Consider the following 15,489-nt stretch of genomic DNA (forward strand, 5'->3'; position numbering starts at 1 on the left):
GGTGCTCGGGGCACCCCGGCCCGGCCACTGCCGCCCATGGCACGAGCCCCCGGGGCGGGGTGCCGCTCCGGGGGCTCGCGGGGATCGATCGGCGCTGGTCCAGCCCGACGACCTTGCTGGTGAGTGCGGATCCGGTTGGGTGATCCGCCTGGGCCCCAGACTGCCGGAAGCGGGCCGCCGGTCGCGAGTCCTGCGGCTGGCGACTTCCCGCGCTGGCGTGAAGTCGCCACGGGTGTCCGGTTGCTGGCTCTGCGTCAGCCCGTCCGGCGGTGGTCCGGGGCAGGTGCGGCACGGGCGGCGCGGCCGGTGGCCGCCCGGCCGGGGGAACAAGGACGCCCGGGGACGGGGTTGACCAGTGTCGGCACCGGCGCCGGCACCCACCGCCGCCGGTCCCGCGGCACCGGTGGACCGCACCGGCGAACGGCACCGACCACGGCCAGGAGGACGGACGGCATGACGACCGAGGACAGGCAGGAGAACCAGCGGGAGAACGGGACCGGGCCGCACGCCGCGGACCCGGTCCGGGCCACCGCCCGGGGAACGGCGCCCGCCCCGCTGTCGATCCTGGACCTCGCCACCGTCGGCGCCGGCCACACCCCCGCGCAGGCGCTCGCCGCGACCACCACCCTGGCCCGAAGCGCCGAGCGGTGGGGCTACCACCGCTTCTGGGTGGCCGAGCACCACGGCATGCCCGGGGTCGCCAGCTCCACGCCCGCCGTCCTGCTGGCCCACCTCGGGGCCCACACCACCACCCTGCGCCTCGGCTCGGGCGGCGTGATGCTGCCCAACCACGCCCCGCTGGCGATCGCCGAGCAGTTCGGTCTGCTGGAGGCGCTCCACCCGGGCCGGATCGACCTCGGTCTCGGCCGGGCCCCCGGCACCGACCCGGCCACCGCCCGAGCCCTGCGCCGGGGCCTGGACGAGGGCGCCGACGACTTCCCCCACCGGCTCGCCGAGCTGACCCACTTCCTCGACGGCAGCTTCCCCGACGGGCACCCGTACGCGCGGCTCACCGCCGTCCCGAAGGGGGAGGGCCGCCCGCCGCTCTGGCTGCTCGGCTCCTCCGGCTTCAGCGCCCGGCTGGCCGGCCGCCTCGGCCTGCCCTTCGCCTTCGCGCACCACTTCAGCAGTGCCAACACGCTCCCCGCGCTCGACCTCTACCGCGCGGAGTTCCGCCCCTCGGCCGTCCTCGACGAGCCCTACGCGCTGATCGGGGTGAGCGCGGTCGCGGCCGGCGACGAGGCCGCCGCCCGCCGTCTGGCCCGGTCCGCGGCGCTCGGCATGCTGCGCCTGCGGCGCGGCAACCCCGGCCCGATCCCCACCCCGGAGGAGGCCGAGGCGTACCCCTACAGCCCGGTCGAGGCGGACTTCATCGACGACTGGCTGGGCAACGTCGTCCTGGGCACTCCGGGAGAGGTGTCCGACGGGCTGGAGGCGCTCCGCAAGCGGACCGGGGTCGACGAGCTGATGGTGACCTCGCACATCCACGGCCACGAGGCGCGGCTCCGCTCCTACGGGCTGATCGCCGAGGCGTACGGCCTGCCCGGCGCGGCGTCCCCGGCCGTCTGACGTCCGGGGCCCGGCGCCGTGAGCCGCCCCGGGCCACGGCTCCGGGCCCGGGTCACGGCCGCGGGCCCGGCAGCGACCCGCAGGACACGCCCTAGGACACGCCCCGGCGCTCCCCGGTCTCCTGGCCGGCCTCCCGGCCGTCCCGGAGTATCGCCGCGACCAGCTCCGCCTCACCGGGGCGGGCGAAGTACCAGCCCTGGGCGGTGTCGCAGCCGGTGAGCCGCAGCCGCTCGGCCTGGGCGGCGCTCTCGATGCCCTCGGCGGTCACCGTCAGACCCAGGGTGTGGGCGAGCTGCACCATCGCGCCGACGATCTGCTCGTCGGCGTCGCTGCGCCGCGATCCCAGCTCGGCCGGCTCCGCCCGGCCGCCGTTCGGGGCCGGGTCGCGGAACCCCTCGATGAAGGTGCCGTCCAGCTTCAGCACGTGGACCGGGAGCCGGGAGAGGTAGGCCAGGTTGGAGTAGCCCGTCCCGAAGTCGTCGATGGCGATGCGGACGCCCATGTCGGCGAGCGCCTGGAGCGCCTGGAGCGGGCGCCCGCCGGGGCCGAGCAGCGCGCTCTCGGTGATCTCCAGCTGCAGCAGGCGGGCCGGCAGGCCGGTGCGCTCCAGGGCCTGCGCGACGTCGGCGACCACGTCGGAGTCCCAGATCTGCCGGGCGGCCAGGTTGACGCTCACGAAGGTCTCGGTCTCGGGGAACTCGGTGAGCCAGCGGCGCGCCTGGCGGCAGGACTCCTCCAGCACCCACTTGCCGAGCGGCACGATCGCCCCGGACTCCTCGGCGAGCGGGATGAAGCGGTCGGGGGAGAGCGTCCCGTAGCGGGGGTGGCGCCAGCGGACCAGCGCCTCGGCGCCGTGCACCGCGCCGTCCGCCAGGCCGACCAGCGGCTGGTACTCGATGGTGAACTCGCCGCGTTCCAGGGCCGGGCGCAGCGCGGTGGCGAGCAGCTGGCGGGTCAGCTGGTGGGCGCCCCGGTCGGGGTCGTGCAGGGTCCAGCGGGCCCGGCCGTCGGCCTTGGACCAGTAGAGGGTGGCGTCGGCGTCCTTGACCAGGTCGGTGGGCGTGGTCTCGTGCACGGAGCGTTCGACGACGCCGACGCTGGCGGTGACCACCAGCCGGTGGCCGGCCACGTCGAAGGGGCGTTCCAGGGCTTCGAGGATCCGGGCGGCCAGGTCGGTCAGCTGGTCGCTGCCCCGGCTGTCGGTGACCAGGACGGCGAACTCGTCACCGCCCATCCGCGCCACCAGCTGGGTGCCCCGGGCGGAGAAGCCGCGGCGCAGGCGGGTCGCGACGGCGATCAGCAGCTGGTCGCCGATGTGGTGGCCGAGCGTCTCGTTGATCGCGGCGAACCCGTCGAGGTCCAGGTAGCAGACACCGACCCGCGGCCCGTCCGGCCCGGTCCCGCCGGCCGCGGCCGGGGCGGTCCGTACGGTGCCCTTCGACCGGTCGGGGGTGAGACAGGCGGCGTCGAGGCGCTCGAAGAAGGACGTCCGGTTGGGCAGCCGGGTCAGCGGGTCGTGCAGGGCCTGGTACTCCAGGCGGTCACCGAGCCGGCGCTGCTCGGTGATGTCCTCGACCAGAGCCAGTGTGTAGAGGGGGCTGCCCGAGGCGTCCCGGATCAGGGAGATGGTCACCTTGCTCCAGACCGTCCGCCCCTCGCGGTGCTTGAGCTGCTTCTCCACCCGGAGCCGGTCGTGCTCGCCGTGGGCGAGGGCCGGGAACAGGCGGTGCGGCATCCCCTCGGGGTCGACGATCTCGTGGAGGTGGGTCCGTACCAGCTCGCCGACGGTGCGGCCGGTCAGGGCGGCGAAGGCGGGATTGACCTCGATGATCCGGTCCTCGGGGTCGATCAGGGCCATGCCGATGCCGGCGTCGCAGAAGGCGGCCCGCAGGCGCGACTCGCTGGCCCGCAGGGCGGCCAGCAGCCGGTCGGGCGCCTCGGTGTCCGGCCCGCCGTCGGCGCCGTTCCCGTTCGTTCCGCTTCCGTCCGCGCGGACACCGTCCGTCACGTGGTGGGCGCCGGCGGCGAGCGGGGTCGCGCAGGTGGGGCAGAGGAGGACGTCGCCGTCGCCGGGGGCCTCCCGGGGGTCGGCCAGGGCGGTGCCGCCGGCCGGGGCGCGGACGGTGGGCGGCGGCAGGCGGCGAGGCCGCGGTTCCTCGTGCCGCACGCCTGGGTGGTGTGCGTCGGCCCCCTCGTTCTGGCCCGGCACGGCATGCTCCCGTCCGCTGCTGACGCTTGACGCTGGTCCGGCCGGTCACCCGACTTCGGCGGCCGGCTCCGCACCCTGCCGGGCTGCCGGGGGTCGGGCTCCGGTGCGGAACGCTCGGGACGGAGCAGCCGGGATGGAAGCCCGCCCGAGGAACCGTGAGGAACAGGGCGCTGCGGCCGATCATAAGACGCGATGGCAACGCGCGGTGACCGCCGCCAGGGTGATTCGCCCGCTTTGGGGGTGAGTGCGGGGATACATGCGGACGCCCCCGGTGCACATCACATGATGTGCACCGGGGGCGCGTGCTCCGGAAGTGCGCCCCCGGGCTCCGTCGGCGCGCCGGACGCGCGCCCTGTGGAGCCCGGGAGGCGGGACGACCGGGAGGTCAGCCGGCCAGGTTCGCCGTCAGGGTGATGGTGGTGCCGGTCAGGGCCTGGCTCACCGGGCAGTTCGCCTTGGCGTCCTCGGCGGCCTTGACGAAGCCGGCCTCGTCCAGCCCGGGCACCTCACCGGTGACGGTGAGGTGGATGCCGGTGATGCCGGTGCCCGGCTGGAAGGTCACGTCGGCCTGGGTGTCGAGCTTGGTGGGCGGGGTGCCCGCGCCCGTGAGACCGTGCGAGAGGGCCATCGAGAAGCACGCGGAGTGCGCGGCCGCGATGAGCTCCTCCGGGCTGGTCTTGCCGTTCGGCGCCTCGGCGCGGGCCGGCCAGGAGACCGGGTACTCGCCGATGCCGGACGACGCGAAGGTCACCTGGCCCTTGCCGTCGACCAGGTTGCCTTCCCACGCGGTGCGGGCGGTGCGGGTGGTTGCCACGATCGGTACCTCCGTTACTGAGGAACTGCTGATTCGTCACGTCCGGTCATGCCGGGCACAGCCTATGTGCAGGTCGGGGGCGTGCCACAAGTAGCGCTCCGGCCCGCCGCGGCCGAAAGTGCCCCGCCGGCCCCGGTGACCGGCCGGCGCCCCGTCCGGGGCCGCCACGTCCTGACCGGGCCGCCCCGTCCGGCCCGGTCCGCGGCCGGTGCCCGCCCGGCGCGTGTGCCGTCCGCATCGTGGACGCAGGCGCCGGAGGGTGCGGGCCGGTACCCGGGGCCCTGTTAGATTGGCCCGGGCCCGGGCCCGGCCGCCGCACGGTCGGGCGCACCCCCGAGAGAGCCGCGGAGCCGCCCCGATGACGGACCACCCCACGACCCCCGACGCCGGACTGCCCGACGGGGTCGACGACGCCGTGCGGGCCGAGCTGACCAGCCTGCGCGAGAGCATCGACAACATCGACGCCGCGGTGGTCCACATGCTGGCCGAGCGCTTCAAGGCGACCCAGCGGGTCGGCCGGCTCAAGGCCGGGCACAAGCTGCCGCCGGCCGATCCGGCCCGCGAGCGGGCCCAGATCAAGCGCCTGCGGGAACTGGCCGCGGGCGCGCACCTGGACCCGGTGTTCGCGGAGAAGTTCCTCACCTTCATCATCGCCGAGGTGATCCGCCACCACGAGGCCATCGCGAGCGATGCCGTGACCGGCGGGGACGCCTCCGCCTGACCCGCCCGGCGGTCCGCCCGGTCCGGTCGCGGACCGCCCGGGAGGCGCCACGGGGCCGGAGGGATGTCTGGCATGGGTAAACGTGCGATTTCGCCTGGATCCCCGGTTGGCGTAGCGTGCAGGTTCCCCCGCAGCCGGAGAGTGGAGCAGCGACGATGGCGGTGAACCTGCCCGACACGCACGGCGGCGACGCCGAGGCCGGCCCGGTCGTTCCCGCCGCCCCGGCCGGGGGACGCGCCGAGGCGCGACGGGCCCGCCGGGCCGCGGAGGGACGCAGGTCCGCCGGGGGGCGCAGGCCCGCCGAGGGGGGCCGGAGCAGTGCCCCGAAGGGCCGGCGTTCCGGGCGCCGGCCGCGCCCGTGGTGGATCGAGATCCCGGCGATGGCGGCGGTCGGCCTGGTGGTCGCGCTGTTGATCAAGACCTGTCTGTTCCAGGTGTTCACCATCCCCTCCGGCTCGATGGAGAACACCCTGAGGGTCGGCGACCGGGTCGGTGTGAACAAGCTCGCCCCGCTGACCGGCTGGGAACCGGAACGGGGGCAGCCGGTGGTGTTCAAGGACCCGGGGAACTGGCTGCCGCCGCAGCCGGCCGACGGGAACCCCGTCACCTCGGCGCTGGGCTCGGCGCTCTCCTTCGTCGGCCTGGTGCCGCCGAAGGACGACAACTACCTGGTCAAGCGGGTCATCGCGACCGGCGGGCAGACCGTGCAGTGCGCGGGCACCACGCTGACCGTCGACGGTGCCGCGGTCGACGAGCCGTACCTGCACCCCGGGGACGACTCCTGCGCCGGGCTGGACTTCGGTCCGGTGACGGTGCCGAAGGGTTACGTCTGGGTCGAGGGCGACCACCGCAGCGACTCCGCGGACTCGCGGTACCACCAGCGCGGCCCCGGTGGCGGAGCCGTGCCGGTGGAGAACGTGGTCGGCCCGGTGTCGGCCGTGGTGTGGCCGCTCGGTCACCTCGACTGGTTCGGCTGGGTCGGCCGCTGATCCCGGCCCCGTTCCGCTGCCCGTTCCGGCTCCGGCCGGTGCCCCTCGTCCTGCCGCAGGCCGTGGCTCCGGGCCCGGGCGGCCTCCCGGGCCGCCCGTTCGCCGAGCGCCGTCGCCCCGGCCCTCACCGGTCCCGCGGCCACCGGTCCCGACGTCACCGTTCCGGCCGTCGGCCCGGGTGAGGCGGCCCCGGCGGCCCCGGTGGCCCCGGCGGTCTCCGGGGCGGGCTTGCTCGCCTGGGCGGCGAACGCCCCGGCCAGGACCAGCAGACCGCCGGCCACCTGCGGCAGGCCGAGGTGCTCGCCCAGCAGCACCCAGGCCAGCACGGTGGCCACGACGGCCTCCAGGTTGGCGACCACCCCGGCGATCGGCGGCGACAGGTGCTGCACCGCGACGACGCCGGTCAGATACGCGAGCACGGTCGCGACCAGCACCATCCAGGCGGCCGGGAGCAGTGCGGGCAGGGTGTGCCCGTTCATCACGACGTCCCCGCCGAGCCGGCCCCAGTCGGCCTCCCAGGGGCGGGTCAGGGCGGTGAGCACGACCGAGCCGATCAGCAGGCCGTACGCGCTGACGGCGATCGGGTCGACCGGGTGCTCGCCCCGCCTCCCGGCGTCGGCGAGGACGAAGTAACCGACCTGGCAGCAGGCGGCTCCGAGGGCGAACAGCACGCCGAGTGCGTCGAAGCCCAGCCCGTTCCAGGCCTCGACCACGCAGGCGAGTCCGGCGACCGCGACACCCGCGCCGACCGCCGCGCCCCGGCTGATCGGCCGGCGCTGGACGAACCGCACGTAGCCGATCAGCAGCGGCGGGCCGAGGTACTCGATCAGCAGGGCGACGCCGACCGGGATCCGCGAGATCGCCGCGAAGTAGCAGGCCTGGACGCCGGCCACGGCGAGCAGGCCGAAGCCGGTCAGCAGACCGGGCCGGCGCAGGACGGCCCCGCGGTGGCGGTAGGCCAGCGGCAGCAGCACGACGGCGGCGCCGGTCACCCGGAGCCAGACCACGTGCAGGGGGGAGAGCCCGGCCTCGATCAGCGGTTTGGCCGCGGTGCCGGAGCCGCCGAAGGCGAACGCGGAGACGAGGGCGAGGGTGAGGCCGAGGGTCCGGCCGGGGGAGTGGCCGAGCAGGGGGTTCGAGCGGTGCACCGACGAATTGTGACAGTCGTACCGGCGATTCGGTAAGGGGTCATTCCGTCATTCGGTCCTGCCCGGTCCTGCCGGCCCGTCCGGTCCGGCGGTCCGTCCGCCCGCGTGCTTCCCCGCTAGCGGGCGCCCACCGCGGCACCGGTGCCCGCCCCGGCCCCGGTGTCCGTTCCGCCGCCGCCCGTGCCCGTGCCCGTACCGCCGGTTCCGCCGGTCGGCTGCGGCGGCGTGGTCGGGCCGGTCGACGGTGTCGCGGTCGGCGCCGGTGTCCTGGTCGGCCTGGGCGGCTGCGGTGTCGCCGGCTGGGTCGGCTGGGTGGTCGCCCCGCCGGACCCGCTGCCGCCGCCGGTGTCCGAGCCCGTGCCGCCGGTTCCGCCGGTCGGCTGCGCCGGTGCGGTCGGGCCGGTCGACGGGGCGGAGGTCGGTTCCCGGCCCGCGTCGCCGGACCCGCCCTGGCCGGCCGGCGAGGACGGTCCGCCGGACGGCGTCGCCGGCCCGTCGGGGGTGCTCGACGGAGCGCCCGGAGGCGTGGACGGGGAGCCGGTGCCCGAGGAGCCCGGGCCGCTGCGCGCGGAGTCGTCCGCGCCCGCGGGCGCGGCGAAGTCGGCGACCGCCTGGCCCTTCAGCGCGGCCTTCATGTAGCTGGTCCAGATCTGCGCGGGGTACTGGCCGCCCGCGGCGCCGTCGATCCCGCCGGTGCCGCTCAGGCTGACCTGTGCACCGGTGCCCGGGTCCTGGCCGAACAGCGCGACCGAGGTGACCAGCTCCGGGGTGTACCCGACGAACCAGACCGACTTCTGGTCGTCGGTCGTACCGGTCTTGCCCGCCGCCGGCCGGCCCAGCGCCTTGGCGCGCCACCCGGTGCCGCCCTGGTCGCTCACCACGCCCTGGAGCATCGAGGTGACCTCGCGCGCGGTCTGCTCGCTGATCGCCTGGGTGGTCCGGTGCGCCGGCAGCTCGACCGGCGTGCCCTCGTGGTCCACGGCCTGCACCAGCCACGGGGTGATCTGCCGGCCGTCGTTGTCCAGCGTGGCGTACACGCCGGCCAGGTCCAGCACGCTCGGGGTGGCGGTGCCCAGCGGGATCGACGGCACCGGGTCGAGCCCCGGGGTGTTGCCGGGCAGGCCGAGCGCGATCGCGGTGTCCCGCAGCCTGGTCAGCCCGGTGTCCTGGGCGAGCTGGGCGAAGGCGGAGTTCACCGACCAGTCGGTGGCCTGCTGCAGGGTGATCTGGCCGTAGCTCTTGTCGCCCTCGTTCGGCGGCGCGTACGGGACGCCCTTCGCGCCGCGGACCTTGCGGCCGCTGGTGCCGTCGTAGACGGTGCGCGGGGTGATGGTCTGGCCGGACTGCGTCCTGGCGTCGTTCTCCAGCGCCGCGGCCAGCGCGATCGCCTTGAACGTCGAGCCCGCCTGGTAGTCCCGCCGGGTCGCGTTGTCGACGTAGTGCCTGGTGTAGTCGACCCCGCCGTACAGGGCGACCACGGCGCCGGTCTTCGGGTCCACCGAGACGGCACCGGGCTGGACGGCGGCGTCCTTCTTCCGCTTGTCCGGGTTGAGGGTGTCGTGCAGCTGGGCCTGGACGGCGTCCTGCAGGGCCTGCTGGCGGTTCGGGTCGATGGACAGCTTGATCGTGTAGCCGCCCTTGGCCAGCTCCGACTCGCCGATGATCCGGTTGGTGGTGAGGTACTCGGTCGCGGCGTTGACCAGGTAGCCGGCCTGGCCGGAGAGCCCGAGCTGCGCCTGCGGGCCCCTGACCTCGGGGAAGACGGTGGCGGTCCGCTCCTCGGCGCCGAGCCAGCCCTCCTTCACCATGCCGTCCAGCACGTAGTTCCAGCGGTTGACCGCGTTCTGCTTGCCCGCCGGGGTGGCGGTGGCGACGTCGTACGCGCTCGGGGCGTTCAGCAGCGTGGCCAGGTAGGCGCCCTGCGCGGCGTCGAGCTCGGAGGCGTCGACGCCGAAGTACTGCTGGGCGGCGGCCTGGATGCCGTACGCGCCGCGCCCGTAGTACGAGGTGTTGAGGTAGCTGGAGAGGATCTCCTCCTTGCTCTCGGTGGCGTCCACCTTGATCGCTATGAAGAGTTCCTTCACCTTGCGGGTGATCGACTGCTGCTGGCTCAGGTAGGTGTTCTTCACGTACTGCTGGGTGATCGTGGAGCCGCCCTGGGTGCCCTCGCCCTTGGCGGTGTTCAGGGCCGCGCGGACCAGGCCGGACACGTTGACGGCGCCCTCGTCGTAGAAGTTGCGGTCCTCGGCGGCCAGCGTGGCGTGCTGCGCGGCGGGGGAGACCTTGTCCAGCCCGACGTTCTGCCGGTTGGTCTCGCCGGTCCGGGCGATCACCGAGCCGTCCTGGTAGAGCCAGGTGTTGCTCTGGGCGGTCGCGGCGGCGTGCGCGTCCGGCACCTTCACCAGGGCGATGCCGAGGGCGAACAGGCCGACCCCGAGCAGCAGTGCGGCCCCGAAGCCGGCGAGCGTCATCCGCCAGGTGGGGATCAGCCGGCGCCAGCCGGTGCGCCGGGGTCTGCGGGCCTTCGGTTTCCTGGTGCGCGGCGCGCCGCTCAGGGCGTTACGGGACAAAGCGGCGGCCTTTCCTGCGGGCGGGCGGCTGGGCGGGCGCGGCGGCGGGCGTACGGACCGTGCCGGCTCGCGCAGACGGGATCGTCGGCGATCGGGGACCTTTGTCCCAATTCCGGTTTACAGCCCAGAACGCGCCGAACGTGCCGGTTGGCTCCACCGCAACGGGAAGCGAGACCGACATCACACACAAATCGGACGTCGAAGGGCAGCGAAAAGCCGGAGAGCCCCTCGTGTGAACGAGAGGCTCCCCGGTGTCGGTGCGCCGCCAGGGACTCGAACCCCGGACCCGCTGATTAAGAGTCAGCTGCTCTAACCAACTGAGCTAGCGGCGCCTGCTGACGGGGAAAACAATACACGCTCCGGCGAGGTGCCTCGAACCGTCCGCGGGTCCACCGGCTCCGGGCTGTCCGTTTCCTGGCGGTTGGGGTGGAGTTTTCCGCCGGTTAGGGTGGAAACGTGCCCGGCTCCCACTCCGGTCGCCGGATCGCTCGGCGCACCTCCGCCCGCGCCCTCCCCGGGGCCGTCGCCGCGCTGCTGCTGCTCAGCGCGGTGGCGTACACCGCGTGGGTGCTGGAAGTGGTGCTCAGCACCGGCCTCGACCCGGTTCAGGCGTACATCAGCGAGCTCGCCGCCGAGGACCAGCCGCTCGGCGGCCTCTTCCGGGCCACCGACCTGGTCGCCGGACTCGCGGTGCTGGCCGCGGCCCTCCTGGCCCTGGCCGTCTTCCACGGCCCGGCCCGGACGGCCCTTCCCGGTGACGCGGAGCGAGCGGGACGCCGACGGCCCTGGGCGGCGGTCGGCTGGGCCGCCCTCGCGCTGTTCGGGGCGGCCACCGCCGCCGACTCCCGGCTGCCGCTCAGCTGCGCGCCCACCAGCGACGAGATGTGCGCCGCCCGGGAGACCGCCGGTCTCGTCCCCGCCACCCACACCGCGCACGCGGTGACCAGCAGTCTGGCCGTGCTCGGCGCGCTCGGCGGGCTGACCGCGCTCACCGTCGCCGCCCGCCGCTACGACCGGTGGCCGCCGGTGCGCCGCTACGGGCCGTGGCTGCTGGGCGCCGAACTGCTCGCCACCGGCTGGAGCCTGGGCGCGATCGCCGCCTTCGAGGCGGGCCGCGGCACCTGGGCGCTGGGCGCCGGCCAGCGGCTGCAGGTCCTGCTCGTGGCCCTCTGGCTGGCCCTGCTCGCGGCCGCCCTGCGCCCCGGCGCCGCCGCCGGTGGCACCGGCGGGGCGTCGCAGGCCGACGGCGCCCGCCCCTCCCGCTCCCGGGCCGGCCGACGGGAGCCGGCATGAGCGAGGCGGTCTTCCTGCGGATCGACGGCACGCCCCTGCACGTCCGGGTCGAGGGGAGCGGCCCGGTCTGCCTGCTCAGCGGCGGGCTCGGCAGCAGCTGGTTCGACTGGGACCTCGTCGTCCCGTTCCTCGCCCCGTACCGCACCGTGGTCCGCTTCGACCGGCCCGGCTACGGCCTGAGCGCGTCCGAGCCCGCCGGGCACCCGAGGCCGACCGCGGCCGGCGAGGCCCACCGGATCCGGTCCGTCCTGGACGCGCTGGCCCTGCCCGGGCCGTGCACGGTGGCCGGGCACTCGCTGGCCGGCTTCCACGCCGAGGCCTTCGCCCGGCTGCACCCGGAGCGGACGGCCGGGCTGGTGCTGCTGGACGGCAGCGTCGAGCCCGACCCCCGCCCGCTCCCCGCCCCCGGCCTGCGCGACCTCGCGGCGCGCGCCGCCGCCGGCGCGGCCACCGCCGCCGCCGTCCCCTACCTGCTCGGGCCCGCCGTGCGCGGGCTGGTCGCCCGGGCCACCACGGTCCGGCGCGAGGACCTCGCGCCCGCGCCGCTGGTCCGCCGCTGCTACCGCACCGGCCGGTCCCTGCGGGCACTGCTCAGGGAGAACACCCACTACCCGGACATGGCCGCCGAGCTGGCCGGACTGCGCCGCACCGCCCCGCTGCCGGCGGACCTGCCGGTCACCGTGCTCGCGGCCGACGACGGCCTGCGCGGACGCCGGACCGAGCGGTGGCTGGCCGCCCAGCGCGAGCTCGCCGCGCTGCTCGGCGCCGAGTACCGCAGTACGGCCCCGGCCGGGCACCTGCTGATGTTCGACCGCCCGGACGCGGTGGCCTCCGCGGTCCTGGACACGGCCCGCTGACGGGCGGCGCGGGCGGCCCCGGGTGCCGTCCGTCGTGCGCCGGGGAAACGCCGAAGGCCCCCTCGCTGTGGCGAGGGGGCCTTCGACCGTCGGTGCGCCGCCAGGGACTCGAACCCCGGACCCGCTGATTAAGAGTCAGCTGCTCTAACCAACTGAGCTAGCGGCGCCTGCTGACCTGGAAGACATTACACGCAGTCGGACCGATCCGCCGAATCGCCACCGTCCGGTCACCCGGAGTGACGGCGGCCGGTGTCCCGGCGGGTGGTGTCCCCGTCACACCTCCGGGAAGTGGCAGGCCGCCTGGTGGTCCTCGCCCGCGGCTCCGGCCAGTGGCGGCGGCTGCGTCTCGCAGCGTCCGCGCGCCGCCGGGCCGAGTCCCGCGTGCACGGGGCAGCGGGTCCGGAACGGGCAGCCGGTGTGCCGGACGGTCGGCGAGGGCGGGTCGCCGGGCAGCAGGATCCGGGTGCGGGTGCGTTCGGCCGCCGGGTCCGGCAGCGGGACGGCGGAGAGCAGTGCCCGGGTGTAGGGGTGCCGGGGCCGGCCGAAGACGGCGGAGACCTCGCCCTGCTCGACGGTCCGCCCCAGGTACATCACGCTCACCCGGTCGGCGAGGTGGCGGACCACCGAGAGGTCGTGCGAGACGAAGAGGTAGGAGAGTCCCAGCTCCGCCTTGAGCGACTGGAGCAGGTTGAGCACCCCGGCCTGGATCGAGACGTCCAGCGCGGAGACCGGCTCGTCGAGCACCAGCAGCCCGGGACGGACGGCCAGGGCGCGGGCGATCGAGATCCGCTGCCGCTGCCCGCCGGAGAACTGGTGCGGGTAGCGGGCGGCGTGCGCCGGGTCGAGTCCCACCTGCCGGAGCAGCTCGGGCACCCGGCCGGCGATCTCCTCCTTCGGGGCCCGCTGGGCGCGCAGCGGTTCGGCGACGATGTCACCGACCGGCATCCTCGGGTCGAGGCTCGCCATCGGGTCCTGGAAGACGATCTGCAGACGGGCCCGCATCCGGTGGGCCTCGGCGCGGGAGAGCCCGGCGGTGTCGCGGCCGAGCAGCTCGATCCGGCCCGACTCGGGGGCGGTGAGGCTCAGCAGTTCGAACAGGGTGGTGGACTTGCCGGAGCCCGACTCGCCGACCAGGCCCAGGGTCTCGCCCTCCCGGATCGACAGCTCGACGCCGTCCACCGCGTGCACCGAGCCGACCCGGCGTTTGACGACGGTGCCCTTCAGTACCGGGAAGGTCCTGGTGAGCCCGGAGACCTCCAGCACCGGGGCCCGCTCCGCCCGGGGGACCGCAGCGGCGGCGCCCGTCGCCGGGATCGCCGGGACGGGGTACACCTCTGCGGGCGAGGGCCTGCGCTCGGCCAGTTCGCCGGCCCGGACACAGGCGGCCGCGTGGCCGCCGTCACCGGTCAGCGGCGGTTCCACGGCGCGGCAGCGGTCCTCGGCCAGCGGGCAGCGGGCGGCGAACGGGCAGCCGGCGGGCAGTCCGGCCATCGGTGCGGGCGTGCCGGGGATCGGCACCAGCGGTCCGCGCCGCCCGTCCAGCCGGGGGACGGCGCCGATCAGACCGAGCGTGTACGGGTGGCGCGGGGCGGCGAACAGTTCGTCGACGCCGGCCGTCTCGACGACCCGGCCCGCGTACATCACGGCGACCCGGTCGGCCATGCCGGCGATCACCCCGAGGTCGTGGCTGACCAGGACGAGCGCGGCGCCGGTCTCGCGGCGGGCGGTGCGCAGCACGTCGAGCACCTGGGCCTGGATGGTGACGTCCAGGGCGGTGGTGGGCTCGTCGGCGAGCAGCACGTCGGGGTCGTTGGCGACGGCCATGGCGATCATGGCGCGCTGGCGCATGCCGCCGGAGAACTCGTGGGGGAAGCTGTCGAGGGCGCGTCCGGGGGCGGGGATGCCGACCAGGTCGAGCAGTTCGGCGGCGCGCCGGCGGGCGGCCGACCGGTCGAGGCCGGCGCGGTGGACGCGCAGCGCCTCGACGAGCTGGACGCCGATCCGGTGAACGGGGGTGAAGGCGGACAGCGGGTCCTGGAAGACCATGGCGATCCGGCGGCCGCGGACGGCGGCCAGCTCGCGGCCGGGCAGGCCGAGCAGCTCGCGGCCGTCCAGCCGGACCGAGCCGCGGACCCGGGCGGTGCCGGGGAGCAGGCCGAGGACGGCCAGCGCGGTGACGGACTTGCCGGAGCCGGACTCGCCGACGATGCCGAGGGTCTCGCCGCGCCGCAGGGTGAGGTCGACGCCGCGCACGGCGGGCACGGGGGCCGAGCCCCGGGGGCCGGTGAAGTCCACCCGCAGGTCGCCGACCTGGAGCAGCGGGGTGCCGGGGGCGGTGGTCGCGGTCGCGCTCACGTGCGCGGGTCTCCCTTCCGGACGCGGGTACGGCGCCGTGGTGACCGCGCGTCCCCGGCGGTGGGGTCCAGGGCGTCCCGCAGCCCGTCGCCGATGAGGTTGACGGCGAGGACGAAGAGCACCAGCAGTCCGGCGGCGAAGTAGAACAGCCAGGGGAAGACCGGTGCCTCGCCGGTTCCGGCGGCGAGCAGGGTGCCGAGCGAGACGTCCGGCGCCCGGACGCCGAAGCCGAAGTAGGAGAGCGCGGTCTCGCTCATCACGGCCCCGCCGACCGCGATGGTGGCGTCGATGATGAGGAAGGAGGCGACGTTCGGCAGCACGTGCCGGGTGATGATCCGCAGCGGGTGGACGCCCATGAACCGCGCGGCGCGGACGAACTCCCGCTCGCGCAGCGAGACGGTCATCGAGCGGACCACCCGGGCGGTGATCATCCAGTTGAAGAGGGCGAGCAGCAGGACGAAGGCGAGCCAGCCGGCGCCCTTGAGCCGGGGCGAGACGATGGTGATGACCAGGAAGCCGGGGAAGACCAGCATGAGGTCCACCAGGAACATCAGCAGCCGGTCGGTCCAGCCGCCGAAGTACCCGGCGCAGGCGCCGACCAGGGACGCCAGCACGGTCGAGAACAGGGCCACCAGGAGGCCGATGACCAGCGACTTCTGCAGGCCCCGGACGGTCTGCGCGAAGACGTCCTGGCCGAGCCCGTTGGTGCCGAACCAGTGCGTGCCGGAGGGCGGACGGCGCAGCGCGCCGTAGTCGGGGGTGGCGTAGTCCCAGGGGGTCAGGTACCCGCCGCCGAAGGCGAGCAGGAACAGCAGCAGGACGACGACGGCCCCGGCGACCGCGCCGCGGGAGGCCAGCAGGCGGGTCAGGACGAGCCGTCCCCGGCCGGTGGCCCCGGGTGCGGTGGGGGCGGACCCGGTGGGTCCGGTGGGTCCGGTGATCACGGCGGTCACGGGGTTCCTCC

11 protein-coding genes and 2 tRNA genes are annotated in these 15,489 nt (G+C 75.4%); 5 read left to right on the top strand and 8 right to left on the bottom strand.

The window, feature by feature from the left end; translation table 11 throughout:
- The first annotated feature begins 453 nt into the window (after window positions 1–453).
- Window positions 454–1,569, top strand: a complete 1,116-nt coding sequence (locus ACFCX4_RS16205; RefSeq protein ID WP_376142821.1) for an LLM class flavin-dependent oxidoreductase — start codon at window positions 454–456, stop codon at window positions 1,567–1,569.
- 91 nt (window positions 1,570–1,660) lie between these two features.
- Here the strand turns inward: ACFCX4_RS16205 and ACFCX4_RS16210 are convergent, their stop codons facing one another.
- Both ACFCX4_RS16210 and ACFCX4_RS16215 read right to left on the bottom strand, forming a co-directional pair.
- Window positions 1,661–3,736, bottom strand: coding sequence for a putative bifunctional diguanylate cyclase/phosphodiesterase (locus tag ACFCX4_RS16210; RefSeq protein WP_376142823.1), 2,076 nt, complete (start codon window positions 3,734–3,736; stop codon window positions 1,661–1,663).
- A gap of 427 nt (window positions 3,737–4,163) precedes the next feature.
- Window positions 4,164–4,592: an OsmC family protein gene (locus ACFCX4_RS16215; protein ID WP_350571830.1), complete on the bottom strand. Its 429-nt coding sequence runs from the start codon at window positions 4,590–4,592 to the stop codon at window positions 4,164–4,166.
- Window positions 4,593–4,950: 358 nt separating this feature from the next.
- On the opposite strand from ACFCX4_RS16215, the gene ACFCX4_RS16220 reads away from it, so the two are divergent.
- A complete protein-coding gene (locus tag ACFCX4_RS16220; RefSeq protein WP_376142825.1) occupies window positions 4,951–5,313 on the top strand; it encodes a chorismate mutase in 363 nt (120 codons plus the stop codon).
- Window positions 5,314–5,468: 155 nt separating this feature from the next.
- Entirely contained in the window at window positions 5,469–6,302 is an 834-nt protein-coding gene (lepB, locus tag ACFCX4_RS16225; RefSeq protein WP_376142827.1) for a signal peptidase I, read from the top strand.
- Here lepB and ACFCX4_RS16230 read toward each other — a convergent pair.
- The 3 genes from ACFCX4_RS16230 to ACFCX4_RS16240 form a co-directional block, all read right to left on the bottom strand.
- On the bottom strand, window positions 6,269–7,432 hold the full coding sequence (locus ACFCX4_RS16230; RefSeq protein ID WP_376142853.1) for a DMT family transporter: 1,164 nt from the start codon (window positions 7,430–7,432) through the stop codon (window positions 6,269–6,271). The genes lepB and ACFCX4_RS16230 overlap by 34 nt on opposite strands.
- A gap of 134 nt (window positions 7,433–7,566) precedes the next feature.
- Complete coding sequence (locus tag ACFCX4_RS16235) at window positions 7,567–10,020, bottom strand: transglycosylase domain-containing protein (RefSeq protein WP_376142829.1); 2,454 nt, start codon at window positions 10,018–10,020, stop codon at window positions 7,567–7,569.
- A 258-nt stretch (window positions 10,021–10,278) separates the two neighbouring features.
- A tRNA-Lys gene (locus tag ACFCX4_RS16240) sits at window positions 10,279–10,352 on the bottom strand.
- Between the two features lie 151 nt (window positions 10,353–10,503).
- Between ACFCX4_RS16240 and ACFCX4_RS16245 the strand changes: the two genes are divergently transcribed.
- Both ACFCX4_RS16245 and ACFCX4_RS16250 read left to right on the top strand, forming a co-directional pair.
- Window positions 10,504–11,313, top strand: a complete 810-nt coding sequence (locus ACFCX4_RS16245) for a DUF998 domain-containing protein (protein WP_376142855.1) — start codon at window positions 10,504–10,506, stop codon at window positions 11,311–11,313.
- Window positions 11,310–12,170 carry an alpha/beta fold hydrolase gene (locus ACFCX4_RS16250; protein WP_376142831.1) on the top strand — a complete coding sequence of 287 codons (861 nt, stop codon included), beginning with the start codon at window positions 11,310–11,312 and terminating at the stop codon, window positions 12,168–12,170. Before ACFCX4_RS16245 ends, ACFCX4_RS16250 begins: the two co-directional genes overlap by 4 nt.
- Window positions 12,171–12,263: 93 nt before the next feature.
- Here ACFCX4_RS16250 and ACFCX4_RS16255 read toward each other — a convergent pair.
- From ACFCX4_RS16255 to ACFCX4_RS16265, 3 genes are all read right to left on the bottom strand, one after another.
- Window positions 12,264–12,337: transfer RNA gene (locus tag ACFCX4_RS16255), tRNA-Lys, on the bottom strand.
- A 106-nt stretch (window positions 12,338–12,443) separates the two neighbouring features.
- The gene (locus ACFCX4_RS16260; protein WP_376142833.1) at window positions 12,444–14,525 is read right to left on the bottom strand and encodes a dipeptide ABC transporter ATP-binding protein; all 2,082 of its coding nucleotides are present in this window, start codon (window positions 14,523–14,525) and stop codon (window positions 12,444–12,446) included.
- Window positions 14,522–15,469, bottom strand: coding sequence for an ABC transporter permease (locus ACFCX4_RS16265; RefSeq protein ID WP_376142857.1), 948 nt, complete (start codon window positions 15,467–15,469; stop codon window positions 14,522–14,524). The genes ACFCX4_RS16260 and ACFCX4_RS16265 overlap by 4 nt, the downstream gene beginning before the upstream one ends.
- Between the last annotated feature and the right edge of the window lie 20 nt (window positions 15,470–15,489).

Source organism: Kitasatospora sp. NPDC056327 (genome assembly GCF_042261735.1).
Classification (GTDB): domain Bacteria; phylum Actinomycetota; class Actinomycetes; order Streptomycetales; family Streptomycetaceae; genus Kitasatospora.